This window comes from Peterkaempfera griseoplana (assembly GCF_001418575.1).
GTDB classification, from domain to species: Bacteria; Actinomycetota; Actinomycetes; order Streptomycetales; family Streptomycetaceae; genus Peterkaempfera; species Peterkaempfera griseoplana.
The window spans coordinates 55,143-71,964 of the sequence record NZ_LIQR01000047.1 but is presented as its reverse complement, the minus strand read 5'-3'; the positions used below and the strand labels follow the sequence as shown (position 1 = coordinate 71,964).

At 69.3% G+C, this 16,822-nt stretch carries 19 protein-coding genes and 2 pseudogenes; 8 read left to right on the top strand and 13 right to left on the bottom strand.

The features are described from left to right. Nucleotides 1-261, top strand: a 261-nt coding sequence (locus tag AOK09_RS03715; protein ID WP_055585645.1) for a carboxypeptidase regulatory-like domain-containing protein, incomplete at its 5' end; no start/stop codon positions are given. A gap of 475 nt (nt 262-736) precedes the next feature. Here the strand turns inward: AOK09_RS03715 and AOK09_RS03710 are convergent. Next, entirely contained in the window at nt 737-1,030 is a 294-nt protein-coding gene (locus AOK09_RS03710) for a DUF1330 domain-containing protein (protein WP_055585644.1), read from the bottom strand. A 324-nt stretch (nt 1,031-1,354) separates the two neighbouring features. Continuing rightward, nucleotides 1,355-2,209: a PhzF family phenazine biosynthesis protein gene (locus tag AOK09_RS03705; RefSeq protein WP_055585643.1), complete on the bottom strand. Its 855-nt coding sequence runs from the start codon at nt 2,207-2,209 to the stop codon at nt 1,355-1,357. Between the two features lie 262 nt (nt 2,210-2,471). On the opposite strand from AOK09_RS03705, the gene AOK09_RS03700 reads away from it, so the two are divergent. After that, a complete protein-coding gene (locus tag AOK09_RS03700) occupies nt 2,472-2,840 on the top strand; it encodes a winged helix-turn-helix transcriptional regulator (RefSeq protein ID WP_322973147.1) in 369 nt (122 codons plus the stop codon). Between the two features lie 178 nt (nt 2,841-3,018). On the opposite strand, the gene AOK09_RS03695 is transcribed toward AOK09_RS03700, so the two are convergent. After that, on the bottom strand, nt 3,019-3,567 hold the full coding sequence (locus AOK09_RS03695; protein WP_055585642.1) for an RBBP9/YdeN family alpha/beta hydrolase: 549 nt from the start codon (nt 3,565-3,567) through the stop codon (nt 3,019-3,021). A gap of 121 nt (nt 3,568-3,688) precedes the next feature. On the opposite strand from AOK09_RS03695, the gene AOK09_RS03690 reads away from it, so the two are divergent. Continuing rightward, nucleotides 3,689-4,144: an Lrp/AsnC family transcriptional regulator gene (locus tag AOK09_RS03690; protein ID WP_055585641.1), complete on the top strand. Its 456-nt coding sequence runs from the start codon at nt 3,689-3,691 to the stop codon at nt 4,142-4,144. A 423-nt stretch (nt 4,145-4,567) separates the two neighbouring features. On the opposite strand, the gene AOK09_RS03685 is transcribed toward AOK09_RS03690, so the two are convergent. From AOK09_RS03685 to AOK09_RS03660, 6 genes are all read right to left on the bottom strand, one after another. Then, on the bottom strand, nt 4,568-6,238 hold the full coding sequence (locus AOK09_RS03685) for a SulP family inorganic anion transporter (RefSeq protein WP_079062709.1): 1,671 nt from the start codon (nt 6,236-6,238) through the stop codon (nt 4,568-4,570). 74 nt (nt 6,239-6,312) lie between these two features. Continuing rightward, a complete protein-coding gene (locus AOK09_RS03680; protein WP_055585639.1) occupies nt 6,313-6,678 on the bottom strand; it encodes an ArsR/SmtB family transcription factor in 366 nt (121 codons plus the stop codon). A 709-nt stretch (nt 6,679-7,387) separates the two neighbouring features. Then, nucleotides 7,388-8,332: a DUF2199 domain-containing protein gene (locus AOK09_RS03675; protein WP_079062706.1), complete on the bottom strand. Its 945-nt coding sequence runs from the start codon at nt 8,330-8,332 to the stop codon at nt 7,388-7,390. A gap of 153 nt (nt 8,333-8,485) precedes the next feature. Then, the gene (locus AOK09_RS03670; protein ID WP_055585638.1) at nt 8,486-9,310 is read right to left on the bottom strand and encodes a hypothetical protein; all 825 of its coding nucleotides are present in this window, start codon (nt 9,308-9,310) and stop codon (nt 8,486-8,488) included. A gap of 101 nt (nt 9,311-9,411) precedes the next feature. Then, the gene (locus AOK09_RS03665) at nt 9,412-10,059 is read right to left on the bottom strand and encodes a class I SAM-dependent methyltransferase (protein ID WP_055585637.1); all 648 of its coding nucleotides are present in this window, start codon (nt 10,057-10,059) and stop codon (nt 9,412-9,414) included. A 543-nt stretch (nt 10,060-10,602) separates the two neighbouring features. Next, a complete protein-coding gene (locus AOK09_RS03660) occupies nt 10,603-11,214 on the bottom strand; it encodes a TetR/AcrR family transcriptional regulator (RefSeq protein ID WP_055585636.1) in 612 nt (203 codons plus the stop codon). A gap of 143 nt (nt 11,215-11,357) precedes the next feature. Between AOK09_RS03660 and AOK09_RS03655 the strand changes: the two genes are divergently transcribed. From AOK09_RS03655 to AOK09_RS38785, 3 genes and pseudogenes are all read left to right on the top strand, one after another. Further along, nucleotides 11,358-12,092 carry an SDR family NAD(P)-dependent oxidoreductase gene (locus tag AOK09_RS03655; protein ID WP_055585635.1) on the top strand — a complete coding sequence of 245 codons (735 nt, stop codon included), beginning with the start codon at nt 11,358-11,360 and terminating at the stop codon, nt 12,090-12,092. A 31-nt stretch (nt 12,093-12,123) separates the two neighbouring features. Next, complete coding sequence (locus AOK09_RS03650) at nt 12,124-12,759, top strand: NADPH-dependent F420 reductase (protein ID WP_055585634.1); 636 nt, start codon at nt 12,124-12,126, stop codon at nt 12,757-12,759. Between the two features lie 139 nt (nt 12,760-12,898). Next, nucleotides 12,899-12,988, top strand: a pseudogene (locus AOK09_RS38785) (IS5/IS1182 family transposase); the annotation flags it as partial. Between the two features lie 92 nt (nt 12,989-13,080). Here AOK09_RS38785 and AOK09_RS03645 read toward each other — a convergent pair. From AOK09_RS03645 to AOK09_RS37255, 3 genes and pseudogenes are all read right to left on the bottom strand, one after another. Beyond that, nucleotides 13,081-13,617: a GNAT family N-acetyltransferase gene (locus tag AOK09_RS03645; RefSeq protein WP_055585633.1), complete on the bottom strand. Its 537-nt coding sequence runs from the start codon at nt 13,615-13,617 to the stop codon at nt 13,081-13,083. Between the two features lie 219 nt (nt 13,618-13,836). After that, nucleotides 13,837-14,943, bottom strand: coding sequence for a serine hydrolase domain-containing protein (locus AOK09_RS03640; RefSeq protein ID WP_055585632.1), 1,107 nt, complete (start codon nt 14,941-14,943; stop codon nt 13,837-13,839). A 162-nt stretch (nt 14,944-15,105) separates the two neighbouring features. After that, nucleotides 15,106-15,270, bottom strand: a pseudogene (locus AOK09_RS37255) (IS630 family transposase); the annotation flags it as partial. Between the two features lie 36 nt (nt 15,271-15,306). On the opposite strand from AOK09_RS37255, the gene AOK09_RS03635 reads away from it, so the two are divergent. Both AOK09_RS03635 and AOK09_RS03630 read left to right on the top strand, forming a co-directional pair. Then, complete coding sequence (locus AOK09_RS03635) at nt 15,307-15,693, top strand: hypothetical protein (RefSeq protein WP_055585631.1); 387 nt, start codon at nt 15,307-15,309, stop codon at nt 15,691-15,693. Nucleotides 15,694-15,781: 88 nt separating this feature from the next. Further along, complete coding sequence (locus AOK09_RS03630) at nt 15,782-16,519, top strand: hypothetical protein (RefSeq protein ID WP_157875789.1); 738 nt, start codon at nt 15,782-15,784, stop codon at nt 16,517-16,519. A 159-nt stretch (nt 16,520-16,678) separates the two neighbouring features. Here the strand turns inward: AOK09_RS03630 and AOK09_RS43055 are convergent, their stop codons facing one another. Next, nucleotides 16,679-16,804 carry a hypothetical protein gene (locus AOK09_RS43055; RefSeq protein WP_265736701.1) on the bottom strand — a complete coding sequence of 42 codons (126 nt, stop codon included), beginning with the start codon at nt 16,802-16,804 and terminating at the stop codon, nt 16,679-16,681. Between the last annotated feature and the right edge of the window lie 18 nt (nt 16,805-16,822).

Genomic DNA, 16,822 nt, shown 5'->3' with positions numbered 1-16,822 from the left:
TACGCGGGCACGGTCCTCGGCTCCGACGGCAAGGGCGGCACCGTGCCGCTCGCCGGGGCCACCGTCCAGATCGACAGCTGGGCGTCGAGCTACACCCTCAAGACCGGCAAGGACGGCAGCTACGCCCTGTGGCTGGACGTCCGCAACAACCCGCTCACCGTCATCGTGGCCAAGGACGGGTACCAGCCCACCACCACCACGGTGAAGATCGTGAAGGGAGCGACGACCACGGGCAACTTCACCCTCAAGAAGGCGAGCTGAGCACACCCGCTCGCAGCCCTGGCACCACCCGTGCGGGCCGGTCTCCTGACCGGCCCGCACGGCCGTCCGCGGCGCCCGCGCCCAGGCCGCCACCGGGGTGCGGCCGCCTCGCCACCGGGTCCGGCTCCGGCTCCGCCCCGGGGCGGGGTGGCTCAGATGTCTCCGGCCGCCAGTGCAGCCGGCGTCGTTGAGAACCCCCACCCCGCCCTGTTGTGCATGGACTTCACCACCGACCACATCGGGCCCCATGTCCATGGCCGTGCGCGGCTGCGGCCAGAGGACGGCCTGAGCCTGATGCACCCTGATCTGTCGCAGGAGACGGCCGCCGGTCGGAGGGCCCGGTACCGGGTCGTGCTGACCGGAGACGGGCCGTGCGAGCGACAGGTACGGAATCAGCGTATGAGTACGGCCATGCCGCGTGACCTGCGCGGACGAGGTTTTCGGCATGGGCACGGCCTGAACGTCGGTGCGCCGGTCAGTCGACGCCTTCGATGATGCGGAAGTCGCGCTCGACGCCGTCCGAAAGGGCGACCAGCGCCTCCTGGTATGCCGCGCTCTCGCGTGCCGCGACCGCCTGTTCGAAGGTGTCGAACTCGATCAGGATGGTGCGCTCGGCGATTCCGGCGTCGTGGGCGGTGACCCGACCGTCGCGGGCGAGCACCCGCCCGCCCCCGGCCTGCACGGCCGGACCGGCCAGCTTGTTGTAGGCGGCCAGCTTCTCGGGGTCGGAAATGGTGCGGTAGACACTGACCCAGTAGCCCTTGGCCATGGAAACCTCCTGTGTTCGGACGGGCGTGCCAGGCTTCGAGTCGACACTCGTATTGATCGGACCCGGCGACGGATGGTGAGCAGTCAGGTTTTCTGGAATGTGGTTGTTCAGGCTGGGAGGACGATGGGCGGGATCCAGAGGTCGCCGGTCGTGGCGCGTGCCAGGGCTTCGAAAGCGGTGAGTCCGTGCTGGATCGCGGTGGCGAGCCAGGTGCGGACCGCGAGCCGGTCCTTCGCGCCGGCTTCATCCTGGCCGCACCGGCTGACAGCCCGTGGGCGGCTCTGCGCGGCACGCAGCCTGAACCGGCCCTGAGCACCGCGGGCCTCAGCACAGGACCGTTCGCGCGACCGTTGCTTGGCCGCCGACCTGGATTCGGTGCTCCGGGCCGTCGTGGTGAACGGTCGCTGTGATGGTCGACGGGCAGCCGAGGTGGTCGCCCATGTCGACGGTGAGGCGGTCCGTACCGGATCCGGCCGCGTGCGCGGCCAGGCAGGCCGTGCTGTTGGCGTTGGCGATGTCCTCGGGCACTCCGATCGACGGCGCGAACATCCGGGCTGCCGCGCGGCCGTGCCGGTCCGGGAGCGAGTAGGCGTAGCAGCCCAGCAGACCGTAGCGGTCACAGGCTGCGCGCAGCAGGGTGAAGTCCGGGGTGAGTTCGGCCAGCACGGCGCGGGACCGGACGGGCAGCAGAAGCCTCGGCCGCCCGTTCGACGCCACGCAGGCGTCCCCGGTGACTGCGTCCTCGGTCAGTCCGAGGCCGTGGGCGATCGCCTCCAGTTCGGGGCCTTGGGCGTCGCGCAGGCTGACCGGGCCCGGGTCGAACGATGCTGTCAGGCTGTCACCGTTGAGGGTGGCCCGGCCGTCGAAGCTGCGGTGGGTCGTGCGCAGGACGGCGTGGTAGTCGTCCCCACCTGCACGTTCGGCGAGCAACGCGAGGGCGGCGACGGTGCCGTGGCCGCAGGCGGGCAGTTCGCCCTCGGCGGTGAAGAACCGGAGAGTGTACGAGGGACGGGCGCGCTCTATTCCGGTCGCGCGGAGAAAGACGGCGTGCGACGTTCCCAACTCCGCAGGAACACGGCATCGTTCCTCGTCGGTCAACGGCGCGTCGTCCAGAACGGCGGTCGGGCTGCCACCCCTGCGCTGTCGCTGACACGCGTCGACGATCGCTACCTCGGGCATGGCACCGGGCCGGTGGTGAGCAGCATCGTCAGGTCGAGTGCGGGCGCGCTGTGTGTCACCGCTCTCACCGTGCCCAGCATTCGCCGTACCCGGGTGGTCGGGATGGTTGCCACGACAGCCCCCTTCGTTTCGTTTTCCGAAGCGGTCGCCGATGGTAGCGTGTCGGAATCCGAAGCATCAACCCCGGAGGGCTGGACGCCGCACCATGCCAAACCCCAAACCCGGCGCGCCAGTTCGTGGCTCGACCACCGGCCGCCCCCTCATGGCCGCACTCGATCTGTTCGGACGGCGGTGGAGCCTGCGCATCCTCTGGGAGCTGCGCAGCGGCCCCCTTGGATTCCGCCCCCTGCAGAGGCAGTGCGACGACATGTCCTCCAGCGTGATGCGGCAGCGCCTGGCCGAACTGCTGGAAGCCCACGTGGTTCACCAACTACCCGACAGCCGGTACGAGCTCACTCCGCTGGGGCGGGACGCCTGCCTCGCCCTCGGTCCCCTCGCCCAGTGGTCGGAACGCTGGGCGGCGGTGCTCGACCCGCAGCCGGCGCACCGCAACAGCGACCAGCCCACCGACCGCACCTCGCACCCCGACACCGCGGGCGACGGGACGCTCCAGCCGGGTTCTGCCGGCTGACGCCCGTGCGGCCTGGGCGTTGACGGTCGGCTCGGAACCTCTGCCACTGCCTGCCGCTTCGATTCCGAAGCGGTAGCCTCCGCATTCGCCGGTGCTTCACTATTCGAAGAAGTCCGTTCCGGCGTCGACGATGGTGACGGCCCTCATCGCAACCAACGCGTCCCACGCGGTGAGTTGCTCACGGGTGGGTCAGTGAGTCCAGGAGTTCACGGCCGTGCTGCCACGATCCAAGGCCGCTGGCGGAGTTGATGTGCCCGCAGGCGCCCGCCAGGTGCCATCGCGCCTGCCACCGTGCCGCGAAGCCGGCGGCTGCCTCGGGCGTGCTGTACGGGTCATCGGCGCTGCCCACCACCAGGGCCGGGCACCGCAGCGGCTGCGCCGACACTTCGGTGAACGTCGACGCCGCCTGGCGTGGGAACGCGGGCCCGTCCGGGTCGGGCGGCGCGACCAGGAACGCGCCGCCTGCCGGGCTTGAGGAGTTCCTGTTCAGCCAGGTGGACGCAGCCCAGCAGCCCAGGCTGTGGGCCACCAGCACAATCCGGCTGTCCCGCCGGGAAGCATCGTCGTACGCGTCCTGGACGGCGTCGACCCAGTCGTCCAGGTCGGGGGTGGACCACGAGGCAGGGGAGAGCCTCACCGCTGAGGTGCCCCACTGTCGCTCCCACAAGGTCTGCCAGTGCTGCTCGTCGGAGCCGTCGATACCCGGGATGATGACGTATGCGGCCACTGCCCACCACCGTTTCACTCGTCGCCCGTGGATCACGGGGCGCCTGACGCAGATTCTGGGGGATGCATCAGGGGCGGCGGTGGTGACGCAAGTGATCTCAAAGAAAATGGTGCGGACGACAATGGAATCACTCGACCGGACAGACCGAGACATCCTCGCCCTGCTCCAGACCGACGGCCGGCTGACCGGCGCGGAGGTGGGGCGCCGCGTCGGACTCTCGCAGCCCGCGGCCAGCGCACGCATCCAGCGGCTGGAGAAGAGCGGCGTCATCACCGGCTACCGGGCCGTGGTCGACCCGGCAGCCCTCGGGCTGAACATCCACGCGGTCATCCGGCTGCGCACCACGCACGCCCAGCTCTCACGTGCCCTGGACTTCGTCTCCATGACTCCTGAGATCGCCTCCACCCTCAGAGTCACCGGGGAAGACTGCCTCATCTTCGACGTCTACTGTCCGCAGGCAGAACGCCTGGAAGAAGTCGTCGATGCACTTGCCCGTTACGGCCCCGTCACCACATCCCTCGTGCTCCGCGCCTACCCTCAGAAGCCGCTGGCCGACGCCACGTCAACGACGTCATGACCCGAAAGAGAACGAAGTCGTCCATGCCCAGCGCCCTCGGCATCCCCAGCGGAGGAAGCGGGGTCAGGCGCAGCAGCCGTCCGGCCGGGCCGTGGGCGAATGCCGGTAGCGGCTGGAAGTGGCCGCGTGTCATGCAGCGCGGTGGCGATGCCCGATGCGGTGACGTGCCGGCCTCCGATGCCTCGCGCGTCGATATTCCCCGCCTGGTAGGCGGCGGCCAGTCCGACTGCCGGCGCGGCATCCAGGTGCTCCCCGGCCGGGATACGGATGATCAAGCCCCCTGATGCCAGGACGTGCACGGCCAGGTGCACGGTCGGCAGCGCCCGGTCGGTGCAGGCGAGGTCGCCTCGCGGGCGCTGCCGATCAGCCACAGTGCCTCGCTGCGTCCCAGTGGCTGCACCTGCACCCGCGGGGCGCGGCGGATCAGCGCCCGGCCCGCACCGGTTGCGTGGTGCCGCAGTCATCCATGGCCGAGGCCGGGGCGGGGACCAGACCGGTGCCGTGCAGATAGGCGTGGGCGAACCTGATGGCTTCGGGAGTGCCGGGAAAGATCCGGCCCGTGTCGCGCAGGTCGTCCAGGACGCCCAGGGCGTCCAGTCGCGGCCGGTGCTCCTCGCGCACTCCCGAGACCAGCACCAGGGTGCCCCGGCGGGAGAGCCTGTCGATCGCGTCCCCCAGCACCTTCGCACCCGAGGCGTCGACGGCGCTTATCCGGGACATCCGCAGGATCACCACCTTCACCTCGGCTGATTCGGTCAGTTCCAGCAGGAAGCGGTGGGCGGCGGCGAACAGCAGGGGGCCGTCCAGGCGGTAGGCCACGATGTGGTCGGCCAGCAGCTTCTGCTCCTCCACGTGGTGGTCGGCCGGGGCCGGGTCGGCGTGCAGCGGAACCTGCTCCAACCGGGCTGCACGGACGACCTGGCCAAGCGCCAGGGCACCGGAGAGCACCAGCCCGGCGATGACCGCATTCACCAGAGTGGAGGCCAGCGTCACCACGGCGGTCAGTCCCATCACCAAGGCTTCGCCCCGGCCGGCCCGGGCCAGGGCTGTGAGGGAGCCGACTTCGACCATGCGGACCGCGGTGGCGATCAGTACCCCGGCCAAGGCCGCGAGGGGGATACCGGCGACCACCGGCGCGGCGGCGAACACAATCACAGCGAGCGCGGCGGCATGCACCAGCGCGGACAGACGCGACACGGCCCCGCTGCGGACGTTGACGGCGGTCCGCGCGATCGCACCTGTCGCGGCGACGCCCCCGAACATCGGGGCGGCCAGGTTCGCCAGGCCCTGCCCGAACAGCTCCCGATTCGAGTCGTGCCGCTCGCTGACGCTCATCGCATCGGCGGCCGAGGCGGACATCAACGACTCCAGGGCCGCCAGCGCAGCCACGGCGAAGGCGGAGGGCAGCAACGCCGGGACATGGCCCATCTCGAAGAAGGACAGCGAGGGAGCGGGAATACCGGCAGGCAGATGCCCGATCGTGGCGACGTGCAGGTGCGCGACCCCGACGGCGACCGTCGCCGCTGCCACAGCCAGCAGCGAGAACGGCACCGCGGGCCTGACACGCGCGCCGATCAGCATCATCGCGACGACACCGGCCGCCACCGCGCAGGAAACCCAGTCGGGGTGGGCGGCGAAGCCACCCACCGCCTTGGCCGCCACGATGGCCGGGTTGTCGCCCGAGGGGGTCTTCACACCGAGGGCTGCGGGGATCTGCTGCAGGCCGATGACGGCGGCGATACCCAGGGTGAAACCCTCCACCACCGGCACCGGGACATACGCCATCCACCGTCCGGCACGCGCCAGCGCCAGCACGACCAGCACCGCGCCGGCGAGCAGACCCACCGTCATCACTCCGCCCGACCCGTAACGGTGGACGATCGGGACCAGGACCACGGTCATCGCCCCGGTGGGGCCGGTGACCTGGAGGTTGGAGCCGCCGCACACCGCCGCGACCGCACCGGCGATCACAGCGGTGACCAGCCCGGCCTCCGCCCCCGCCCCCGAGGCGATCCCGAACCCGAGGGCCAGTGGCAGAGCGACGACCGCCACGGTCAGCCCGGCCAGCAGGTCCCCGCGTGGGGAGCGGCCCATCGTGCCCAGGGTCGACCGGTTCGGCAGCACCGAGCGGAGACGGGCCAGCGCCTCGCCGCCGAACTGCGTGGCGCTCACGCGACCCGGCCCGAGGTCGCCCCGCCATCGGCGGTGTCGGCCTCCCGCAGCTCCTCCAACAAATCCCGCTGCCCGGCCAGCAGCTCGGTCAGGATCCGCCGGGCGGCCCGCATCAGGTCGGCGACATCCGGACCCGCCAGCGCATACACGACGGTATCGGCCTCACGGACAGCGGACACGATCCCCGAACGCCGCAGCACCGCCAGCTGCTGGGAGAGGTTGGAGCGCTCCACATCGATCGCCGCGAGCAGATCCCGCACCGGCATGGGGCCGTCCTGCAGCAACTCCAGCACACGGATGCGTACGGGATGCCCGAGCATGCGGAAGAACTCCGCCTTGGCCTGGTACAGCGGGACCTGCACGGCCCTCAACTCCTGTCGACTCGGAGCGGGGCGCCCGAGCACCTCCGCCACAGACGCACCGCAGGGTGTCCTTCCGCATGGCTGTGTGCCGACTCCGCCCCAGCGGGCGCGGCGCACGGCACGTACCGGTGCTGACGGCTCCGCTGAAGCCTTCGGCGGGTTGGACCTGGCGCGTACTGGAACAGGATGCCATCAATTGAAGAATTTTTCACATAGGCAAGTCATGAGTGCCGGACAGGTCTCGATCTCGACGGGCAGCCGGAGCACGCCCGTCCCGGCCTACCTCGCCCCCGCGCACGATCATCGCGACCTGCCGCACCCGCCTGGCATCGGCCATCGGCTCCTCCTGGAGGGGGCGCGCCGGCCCCACCCCCGGCATCCCCCGCTGCACCCGAGCCGCGCCGGCAGGAGCTGCAGACGGCCACGAACCTGATGTCGGTGATCTCGGAGGACCCCGCCTCGCGTTGCAGCTCAGAAGGCACTTTTGCTTTTTCGATCATGATCCGGACGCGACCCTGGATGAAACGCGCAGGCTGGTCTCCGCAGGTTTCGGCACTGCCGCCTGAAACGGAGCCGCCCCCGCGCTAGCGGGGGCGGCCCTGCGACCACGGTGGCTCACCGGTCGTTCACGATGCGGGTGCGGCCCCAGGCGGCATTGGCCAGCAGGCGCAAAGCCGTGTACTTCAGGTTCGGTCTCCGAACCGGAGCCTCAGCTGTTGCCCAGGGCGCGGCCCAAAAGAGGGAGCAGGCGGTCCCAGTGACGCTTCAGCCCGGAGGCGCTGAAAGCGTCGGTGTCGGACATGGTGAAGCCGTGGATGGTGTCGGGGTAGATCTCGGAGGTGTAGCTGACACCTGCCGCGTCCAGGGCCTGGTTGAGCTCGCCGAGGGCCTCAGGCGTCAAGTCGCTCTCGGCGTGGCCGAAGTGGACCTCGGCGGTGAGCTTGGAGAGGCTGTCGGGTCCGTCGGCTCCCACTGGGCCGTGGAATGCGGCGAGGGCGGCTACCTGGCCGGGGTGGGCCGCGGCGGTGCGCGTCGCCACGAGGCCGCCGATGCAGTAGCCGGTCACCGCGACCGGTCCGGCGCTGACCTCAGGCTGAGCGGTGAGGAACTTGAGATAGGCGTCGGCGTCGCTCAGGACACGTTCTGTGGTGTGCGCCTCGATCATGGGCATCAGCTGGGCGAAGACCGCGGGCCGGACCTCATCTCCAATGTGCTCGGGAAGCTCGATCAGCGGTGCCGGGCCGTGCCGGTAGAAGAGGTTGGGGACGAGCACGTAGTACCCGTGCCCGGCCAGTTCGCGGGTCGGTGCGCCGTAGAGGCTCAGTTCGGTGGACAGCCAGCCGAAGTAGGGAGGTTCCTGTTCGCGCTGGGGGTCGTCCCAGTGGTCCGTGGTGCGGGCGAAGCTGGCCGCGCTGAGTGAGGCCCGGACGCCCCAGAAGAAGACGTCGCCGGTGTCGGTGATGGGGATCTCGATCAGGCCGTGAATGAAGAATGCCTGGCCCTTGATGACGCAGAGATCCTCGATGAGAAAGGTGTCCTTGTTCTGGGCGTACTCGGGGTGCCACAGATCGGGTGCCGGGGCGCCGTAGGACAGGGCAGGCCCGCTGTGGTGGCCCTGACAGCAGGAACAGGTGTACGCGTGCGCGGTCGGCATGACGGTGGAGCGTAGCGGCCGGCCCTGGCGGTGCTCCGCACGGCTCCGGGTTCTGCGGCTGCAGCTCGAAGTCCCGGGCGTGGCTGTTCCAGTCCACGACACGGATGATGTGGGGTTCGGTCGACATCCGGCCTCCCGTCCGTCCTGCTTCTTTCAGCGGCGGGGCGGTTGCAGGCGTTCGATGCGGTCGAGGTCGCCGTTGAGCAGATCGCGGTGGCTGATGGTGAAGTCTCCGTTGGGCAGGGTCTGTCCGCCGCCGTAGTGCCGGCCCACGATGGTGGCGGGGAGGAACGCGCGCAGGTGGTGGCGCATCTCCCCGGGATACACGACGGGTGCGCCCCAGCTGGAGGGGGCCTGGTCGGTGGAGAACAGGACCCAGTGGTCCACGGGTACGGAGGCGTCGAGGTCCGGGGCAGCTCCGGTATGACTGTCCAGGGCCGGTACGGTCAGCCGGTCGGGGTCGAGGGGCGGGTACCACAGCAGCAGGGGCTTGGCGCGCTGCGCGTCGGCGTTGTCGAAGCAGCACACGGCGATGGTGTGGCTGGGGAAGCGGTCGGCGTAGAAGTGCAGGAGGTCCGGGTCGAGGGTGGGGCGCCGGTGCGGCGGCACCCGCTGCAGCGCGGCGGGGACCGCGGTGGGGCCGGCGGCCAGGATCACCGTGTAGACGTCATGGTCGAATATCTGGACGGGTTGGGGTTCCGCACTCATCCATGCGATGTCGTCGACCGCTGCGGGGGCGGGTTCGACAGCGGCGACCATGCGGTGAAGGACGTCCCCGGTGCGTCCGGCCGAGAGGAAGTGCCGGGGCGTGAGTTGCCCGGCGGGCAGGTGCAGCAGCATGGCGTTCGGCCCGTCCGCCAGGTTGACGGCGGTGTTCTGGTAGCCCAGGACGTGGATGAGGCCGTGCACGGGGTGGTGCCGGCGCCCGCAGTACGCAATCGTGCCGGAGAACACGGCCTCGCCCGTCGAGATGCACATGGCGGCAAGGTATCGCCCGTGTCCGGTGGACGCCGAGGAGATGCGGCGATCGCGCGGCTTGGCTGCTGCTGGGAGGGCAGAGGGTCGTCAGCCGGCCACGGTCAGCGGGCAGCCGTGCCCGCGAGGAAGCGGGTGCCGACCGGCCGGACTTGGGCCGACCACCCCCAGGCGCTCAGGTCCCTGACGAGTTGGTCGGGGTCGGGGAAGACCTTGACGATGCGGTATTCACTGCCGTTGTCGAGGCGGCGACGTACTGAAGGGACGGGCTGCCCGATGAGGAGGTCCTCGCTCGCGGCCTCTTCCGGGCCGTTGTCGATGAAGATGACCTTGCCCGTGGGAGTGAGGGCGTCTGCGACGGTGTTCCAGAAGGCGGGCAGTCGCTCCGGCGGTACGTGGGAGAGCCAGAAGGCGAAGAAGACGGTGTCGTAGCGGCGGGGTGGGCGCCAGGTGAAGACGTCGGCGCAGGTGAACCGGACCGTTGTGGACTTCACGCGGTCCTGGGCGATGGCCAGCGCCTCGGGTGCGGCATCGACGGCCGTCACCGAGCGGGCCCGGGCAGCGAGCAGGCTGGTCCACTGGCCGGTTCCGCAGGCCAGCTCCAGCACGTCTCCCGTGACCGGGAGTGTGTCGATCAGGGGCAGCAACTGCCTCAGGTCCTCGCGCTCGGCGTAGACCCGGTCGTACTCGGCCGCGCGGGCCCGGTAGTAGGTGATCTGCTCCTGCACCACAGCGTCGGCATCGTTGCCCATACGTGCCACCGTAGCCGTATCAGGGGACTTGCCCATCGGTGGTCCGGTGTCGCGAGCAGCACCTGATGTGCGAGGTGGCTGCCTCGGTTGAGGCGGTTGGAGACGTCCGTCCGGGAGACGAGCACGGGAAGTGTCTGATGGGCGCCGGGTGATCTTGGTCGTGAACCCGTCTACCAGGGGCTTCACGCATGTGTCGGATCAACCGACCAGCTCGGGCCGCAAGCTGACGACGGATCAGTGGGTGTTGTGAGTGGGGCCACTGATCGGGTGACGGTGGGGGAGAGGGCGTCCATGTCGTCGAGCTGTCCGGCGGAGCGCTGAGGGTGTTCAGCACTACGGCAGCGTGCGGGTCCAGCCGTTGCCGGGCCGACCGCGTCGGCGGGTCCTCGGGGGTCGCGGTTTCCGCGGCAGCTTCTGCTGCGGACTTCAGCCGGCGGGCGGCCAGTCGCGTATGAGCCGGAAGGTCCGGGCCGGGTGCTGGGCGGCTGGGGTGTCGCGCACCACCGGCCGGCAGTGCGTCCAACCCGGCCGCGGGGTGCCACGTCAGCTTGACGCTTCCTCCCGTCGCCGGTCATCGCTGGCTGTGGCGGGAATGGCGTTGTCGATGAGGACGGCGGCGATGGCGGCGGCGGTGGGGAAGGCGTCGGCGTTGAGGACCCGGGTGCGGGCCGCGGCGCCGTCGATGAGCAGCGCGAGCTGCTCGCCGAGCTGTTCAGGGTCGGCGGCGCCCGCTTCGCGGGCGGTGTCGGCGAGCCGCGCGGCGACGGCTTTCTTGTAGTCGCGCGCGTAACGGGACGCGGGGTGCTCGGGGTCGTGGAGTTCGACGGCGGCGCCGATGTAGGGGCACAGGGGAGTGGTGGGAGGGATGTCGAAGGCGGCGAGAAGCCGCTCGCGGGGCGTGAGGTCGGTGCGGTCGAACACGTCGGACAGGACGGTGGGGTCGAACCGGCGCAGGTACTCGGCGACGAGTTCGTCCTTGCTGGTGAAGTGCTGGTAGGCCGTGCGCTTGGACACTTCGGCCGCCGCGCAGAGCTGGTCCATGCCGGTGCGGTTGATGCCCTGCTCGCGGAACAGCTGCTGGGACGCGCTGAGGATGCGCTCGCGGGCGCCCCGGCCGCGGCGGCGGCCCGTGGGGCCCTTCTCCAACTCCGTCATGGCGCCATGATACCTGGGCTGGGTAACGACCGGTGTACATAGTTGCGTCCCGGCCACCCACCTCGTACCTTAAGCACACAGGGCGGTGTACTTAACACTGTCTCCCCAGGTGCACACGGCACCACTGACCCAAGGGAGCAACCATGGGAAAGCTCGACGGCAAGGTCGCGGTCATCACCGGCGCTACCACCGGCATGGCGCTGGCCGGCGCGAAGCTGTTCGTCGACGAGGGAGCGCACGTCTTCATCACCGGCCGCCGCCAGGACGCCCTGGACGAGGCCGTGAGGCAGATCGGCCGCAATGTCACCGGCGTGCAGGGCGACGCCGCCGACCTGGACGACCTGGACCGCCTGTACGACACCGTCAAGCGGGAGAAGGGCAGCATCGACGTGCTGTGGGCCAGCGCCGGTGGTGGCGAGCCCGCCCCGCTCGGCGAGATCACCGAGGCCCAGTTCGACACCTGGTTCGGGCTCAACGCCCGCGGCACCCTGTTCACCGTCCAGAAGGCCCTCCCGCTGTTCAACGACGGTGGCTCCATCCTCATGACCGGCTCCAACGCCTCTCTCGGCGCCTTCCCCGGCTGGAGCGTCTACGCCGGCAGCAAGGCCGTCCAGCAGGCCTGGGCCCGCATCTGGCTCAACGAGCTCAAGGACCGCCGCATCCGCGTCAACGTCCTGACCCCCGGCCAGGTCGCCACCGCGAAGCAGGAGGAACTCTTCGACGAGGCCACCAAGCGCCAGTTCGAGTCCCTCATCCCCCGCGGCCGGATGGGCCGCCCCGACGAGATCGCCACGGCCGCCCTCTTCCTCGCCTCCGACGACTCCAGCTACGTCAACGGCATGGAACTCGTCGCCGACGGCGGCACCACCGCCATCTGAACCAGCAACTCACACCAGGGCAGGACATCTCATGAGCAGCATCAGCATCATCGGCGCCGGGAACATGGCCCGCACCATCGGTGCGCGGGCGATAGCGGCCGGCAACACGGTCGAGATCATGGGCCGGGACCAGTCCAAGGCCGCTGACCTGGCCAAGGCACTCGGTGACGGCGCCACGACCGGAGCATGGGGCACCGCCCCGGCCGGAGACATCGTCATCGTGGCGCTGTTGTACACCGGTGTCGTGCCGGCCGTCGCCCAGTACGGAGACGCACTCGCGGGCAAGGTCATCGTCGACATCAGCAACCCGTTCAACTCCACGTTCGACGGACTGGCCCACCGCGAGGAGACGTCGGAGGAGACGTCGATCGCGCAGGAAGTCGCCAAGGCCGCCCCGGCCGGCGCCAGCGTGGTGAAGGCGTTCAACACCGTCTTCCGCCATGTCCTGGAGAAGGGCCGGCCCGACGTCTTCATCGCGGGCGACAATGCGCAGGCCAAGGCAAGTGTGGAGGTGTTCATCGAGAGCCTCGGACTGCGTCCGCTGGACGTCGGTGGCCTGAAAATGGCGCACTGGCTGGAAGGAGCGGGCGTGGTCACGGTGGGCCTCGCCAACCACGGGGTGGGGAACTTGGACTTCGCCCTCGGCATCACGGAACTGACCGTCTGAGCAGACGGTTGACGGCGCCGTTTCAGAGCGGCCGCCGATCGGGGGACGGTGCCGGCGTGAGCCCGGGGCGCAGCGGACGGGGCTCCCGTGCTGTTGACAGAGGTGTTCGAATTCTCAACTCAGCAGGACGGGAGCCCCGTTGGTTCCCCGTCCTGCCGCATTCGACCTCCCACACGCCTTGGTCGAGTGGGTCACGATGCTCATCGTCACCCGTGCGGGTGCACCTCGCAGTGGAAGTCGGAGTGCGCCAGGGCGGCCGGGCTGCACGGAGTGTTGGCGAGGGCTCCTTGCCTCTCTACCGCGAGATCGGCCTCCCGCTCCTCATTTCCTGGGCGTCCAATCGATCGCGAGCAGGCCGAGGATGGCTTCGTCTGCGTATGCGCCGTACACCCAGGCGGAGTGCCGGAGCGTTCCCTCCCGAGTGAACCCGGCCCTGATTGCCGCCGCGAGCATCGGGGTGTTGTCCGTAAGGGTTTCGATCTGCAGGCGGTGTAGTCCGCGTATGGCGAATCCGTACTCGCACAGAGTCTGCAGGACATCGACGCTGAGCGTACGGCCGCGGAATGCGGGCCGCAGGGCGATCCCGAGGTGAGCGGTCCGGTTGTGTGCGTCGATGCCCCAGAGCAGGGCCTCGCCGGCCAGTTCCTGCGACGCCAACTCGACAACGGAGAAGCAGGCTGCGTCGTCCCGCGATCCGTTCACGACGAAGGGCGAGTGATCCGAACCTGGTGGGATGGGCCGCCACGGCCGGGAGTCTGCGCGTGTCCGTGTGGCCACATCGTCGTACAACTCGGTCTGAAGCACTGGTATGTCGCTGTCGTGCCGGGCGCGCAGCCCGATCTTCTCGCCACGTATCACAGGGCATTCTTGTCCAAGGGTCAGCAGCCGAACAACCAGTTTTCCCACGCGATCCGGGAGGCTGACCGACGCCTTCGCCGATGCTCCACATCGACTGCGGTCCGCACTGCTCCTCCTCTCATGGCCAACGCCGCGCGAGCGACCTTGAGTCGTATCCAACTCGGTTGGCAGGCCAGCGGCCCTCTTGCAGGACCGCGAAAAACACAACGGGGCCGGCTGTCAGTCGGCGAGCCCGGCGTTGACGATCGCCTTGATGTACGGGAGGTCATTGCCGGTCCCGGTCGGGTTGAGGGAGTACACCACGCGGTGTCGGAGGTCGCGGGTGGCGAAGAACCCGTTGTCCCAGCCGGGGCGGTAACCGGTCTTGCCCCACGCGTACTCGCCACTTGGGAGCTGGTAGCGCAGGAGTCCGCCGATGCTGTAGCAGGCAGCCTGGTCGACGCAGTTCGTGTTGTCGGCGGCGCTCTTCACGTTCGGCAGTTCGAACACCAGCTTCTGCTGGGCGGGTGGGAGCAGGGTGCCCCGGAACAGCGCGGTGATGAAGCGGTCCAGGTCGGCGGCGGTGGAGATCATGCCTCCCTCGGCCCACGGGTACGGGCTCTGCTCGGTCACGTCCTGCCCATCGAGGTACACCTCCGCGTGGGGCGAGGGGATCATCGGGTCGTCGGCGGCGGGCAGGCTCGTGTGCCACAGATGCAGCGGCCGGATGATCCTGTGCTGCAGTTCGTTGGTGAAGGAGTGGCCGGTGACTTTCTCGACGATCAGGCCGAGGACGAAGGAGCTGAGTCCGTTGTACTGCTGCTCGGAGCCGGGTGCGGGCGGCGCGTCGGTGGCTGCGGCGAACGAGTCGCGCAAGAAGTCCTCGGGGGTCACAGATTTGAGCTGCCATCCGGGTCCGTCGGCAGGGCCAGGGGTCGGGGCGGGTTTGGGCAGGCCGCTCGTGTGGTCGAGGAGCTGGCGCACGGTGACACGGCTGTACGCCTCGGGCAGCACTTGGGGGACGTACCTTCGTGCCGGTGTGTCCAGGGCGATCCGGTGCTCGGCGACGAGTTGGAGAACCACCGTGTTGGTGAACGCTTTGGTGACACTGCCGATCCTGGCATAGGCGTCAGCGGTGACCGGGCCGGCGGTGGCGCCCACGCCGTCCCGCCTGATCAGCGCGCCCGCAACGACGTCGTCGGGCAGGTGGTCGAGGATGTTCTGAACGGTGAGGTTCGCGGACGCCGGGGCGCTGGAAGCAGGGGTGGCGGCGGCCGTGGGCAGGGCCGCGCTGGCGGTGAGAGCGGTGGCCAGGGCGAGGGTGGTGACGGCAAGGCGGATGCGCATCGAAGCTTCTTCTCTACGGCGCTGATGGGGACTTGTTGACAACGCCAACTCTGCTGCGGGCAGGCGCCGTTGCCCATTGGTGATCGCCCTGATCACGACCCTGAACTGCCCCTGACGGATGTGTCCTGGTGCTGCCATCCCATCGGTTCGCCGGGTTGGTCAGACTGTATCGTCGCCGATCGAGGAGCAACCGTGGAAGTAGCGCACCCCGTGGGTGCGGTGGTAAGTCGCGGGATGCCGCTCGGGCCGGTCTTGCTCGGCCCAGCACGACCCGGCGGTGGGCCGGATGCGGAGCGGCCCGAACTCGTCGACCGCGAAGACACGGTCCACGCTCCAGCACCTCCTCGATGCCAAGGTGTTCTCGTGAGTTACAGCATCTACATCCAACGGTTTGCATGTGGCGATGCGGCTCCGATGGACGACGAACTGGGGCGCGAGCTCTTGGCGCCCCACGTCGTGACCAGTCATCCGGAGTACGGCTTCGCTCGGATCCGGGCCGGCGATGGCGGCCAGGCCGACGTATATGCGAGCCCGGGCAGCATCGTGGTCAGCCGATTCACTTGGGGCGGGATTCTCGACATCGTCGCTGAGCTGGTCGAACGGCTGGACGCTGTAGTCCTCCTGCCCGAGGGAGTGGCTGTTCTCGGCGTCGAAGAGCACCGCTCGCATCTACCGATGGAACTTCAGGAAGATGCTGTCGTCGTCCACTTCGGTGGTGCGGCCATCCAAGCCGTCATTGAGGGCGTTTGATCGTTCTGTGCAGGTCACGAGCGGAGCCACAAGCGGATCGCTGCGACCGCTCATGCGTCGTGCCATCTCGGAGTACCCCCTGGCCGGGATGGTTCAGAACTATGGCGTCGCACTGCGCTGGGCAGGCGCCGCTCAGGCTCCACCCCTGCGCAGCCTCACCGAGGACGAGCAACGTGGCCTGGTCCCGCAGCTCGCCGGCGTGGCCCTCGATCTCGCCGAACGCGGGCTGCTGACTGCCCACGAGGGAGAGAGCCACAGTGTCGTCGCCCCCGTCCTGGTGACAGGTCCCGAACTCCACGAGGTCCTCACCGATCCGACCAACTGGCTGTGGACTATCCGCCCCCACCGCCGCTTCAGTCTCGTCGCCCCGCAGCACGTGCGCGAGCACTGGTTCGACGCCGCACATCCGACTGCCGACACCAGTGCACTTCCCACCTGGGACGAACTGAGTGTCGAGGAACGCGAAGTCCTGGTCTGCGCGGCCGAGGCGAGCGGCATGCTCACGGGGCCGTTCGGCATCTGGGACGATCCGCCGAACGGCCTGGACAGCGTCGAGCACCTTGCCTGGGTGGACCGGCAACTCGCCCCGCTGCTGCCCTTCGTCCGCAACGGCTGGATCGAGGTGCAGCACCACCCCGACGAACGCAGCGACGCCTTCACCGTGATCCCCCTCGACGGACTCCGCACTGCCCTTACGGATGCCACCATCCGCTACGAAGGCGACGAATGGGGCATTGGCGTTGGCTGCATCTTCACCTACGCAGGACTGGCCGTCTGGCGCGGGGGGTGGAGCAGCGAATGGGAACGCCGCCTCAACTTCGATTGAACCTTGCCCGTTGCCGTACCGCAATCAGCGAGCCGGCGGCGCGACGCGCCCGGACGCTCCTGGGCGCCGGGATTGTCGCCCACTACTTTCAGCAGCTTGCCCGCGAGCCGCCGGTGACTCCGAACTCATCGAACGTCCCCCTCGCTACGACCTCCGGGATCACGCCTCCCGGCGGGATCGGACGGCATTGAGGTCGATCTGATGGCGGGCGCAGTGCACCAGGACGATCCAGGGCCGCAGGCACTTCGGGTCGCGTGCTTCGGTCTGGTCGAAGGCGTCCAGCATCAGGGGCCAACCTCGGAC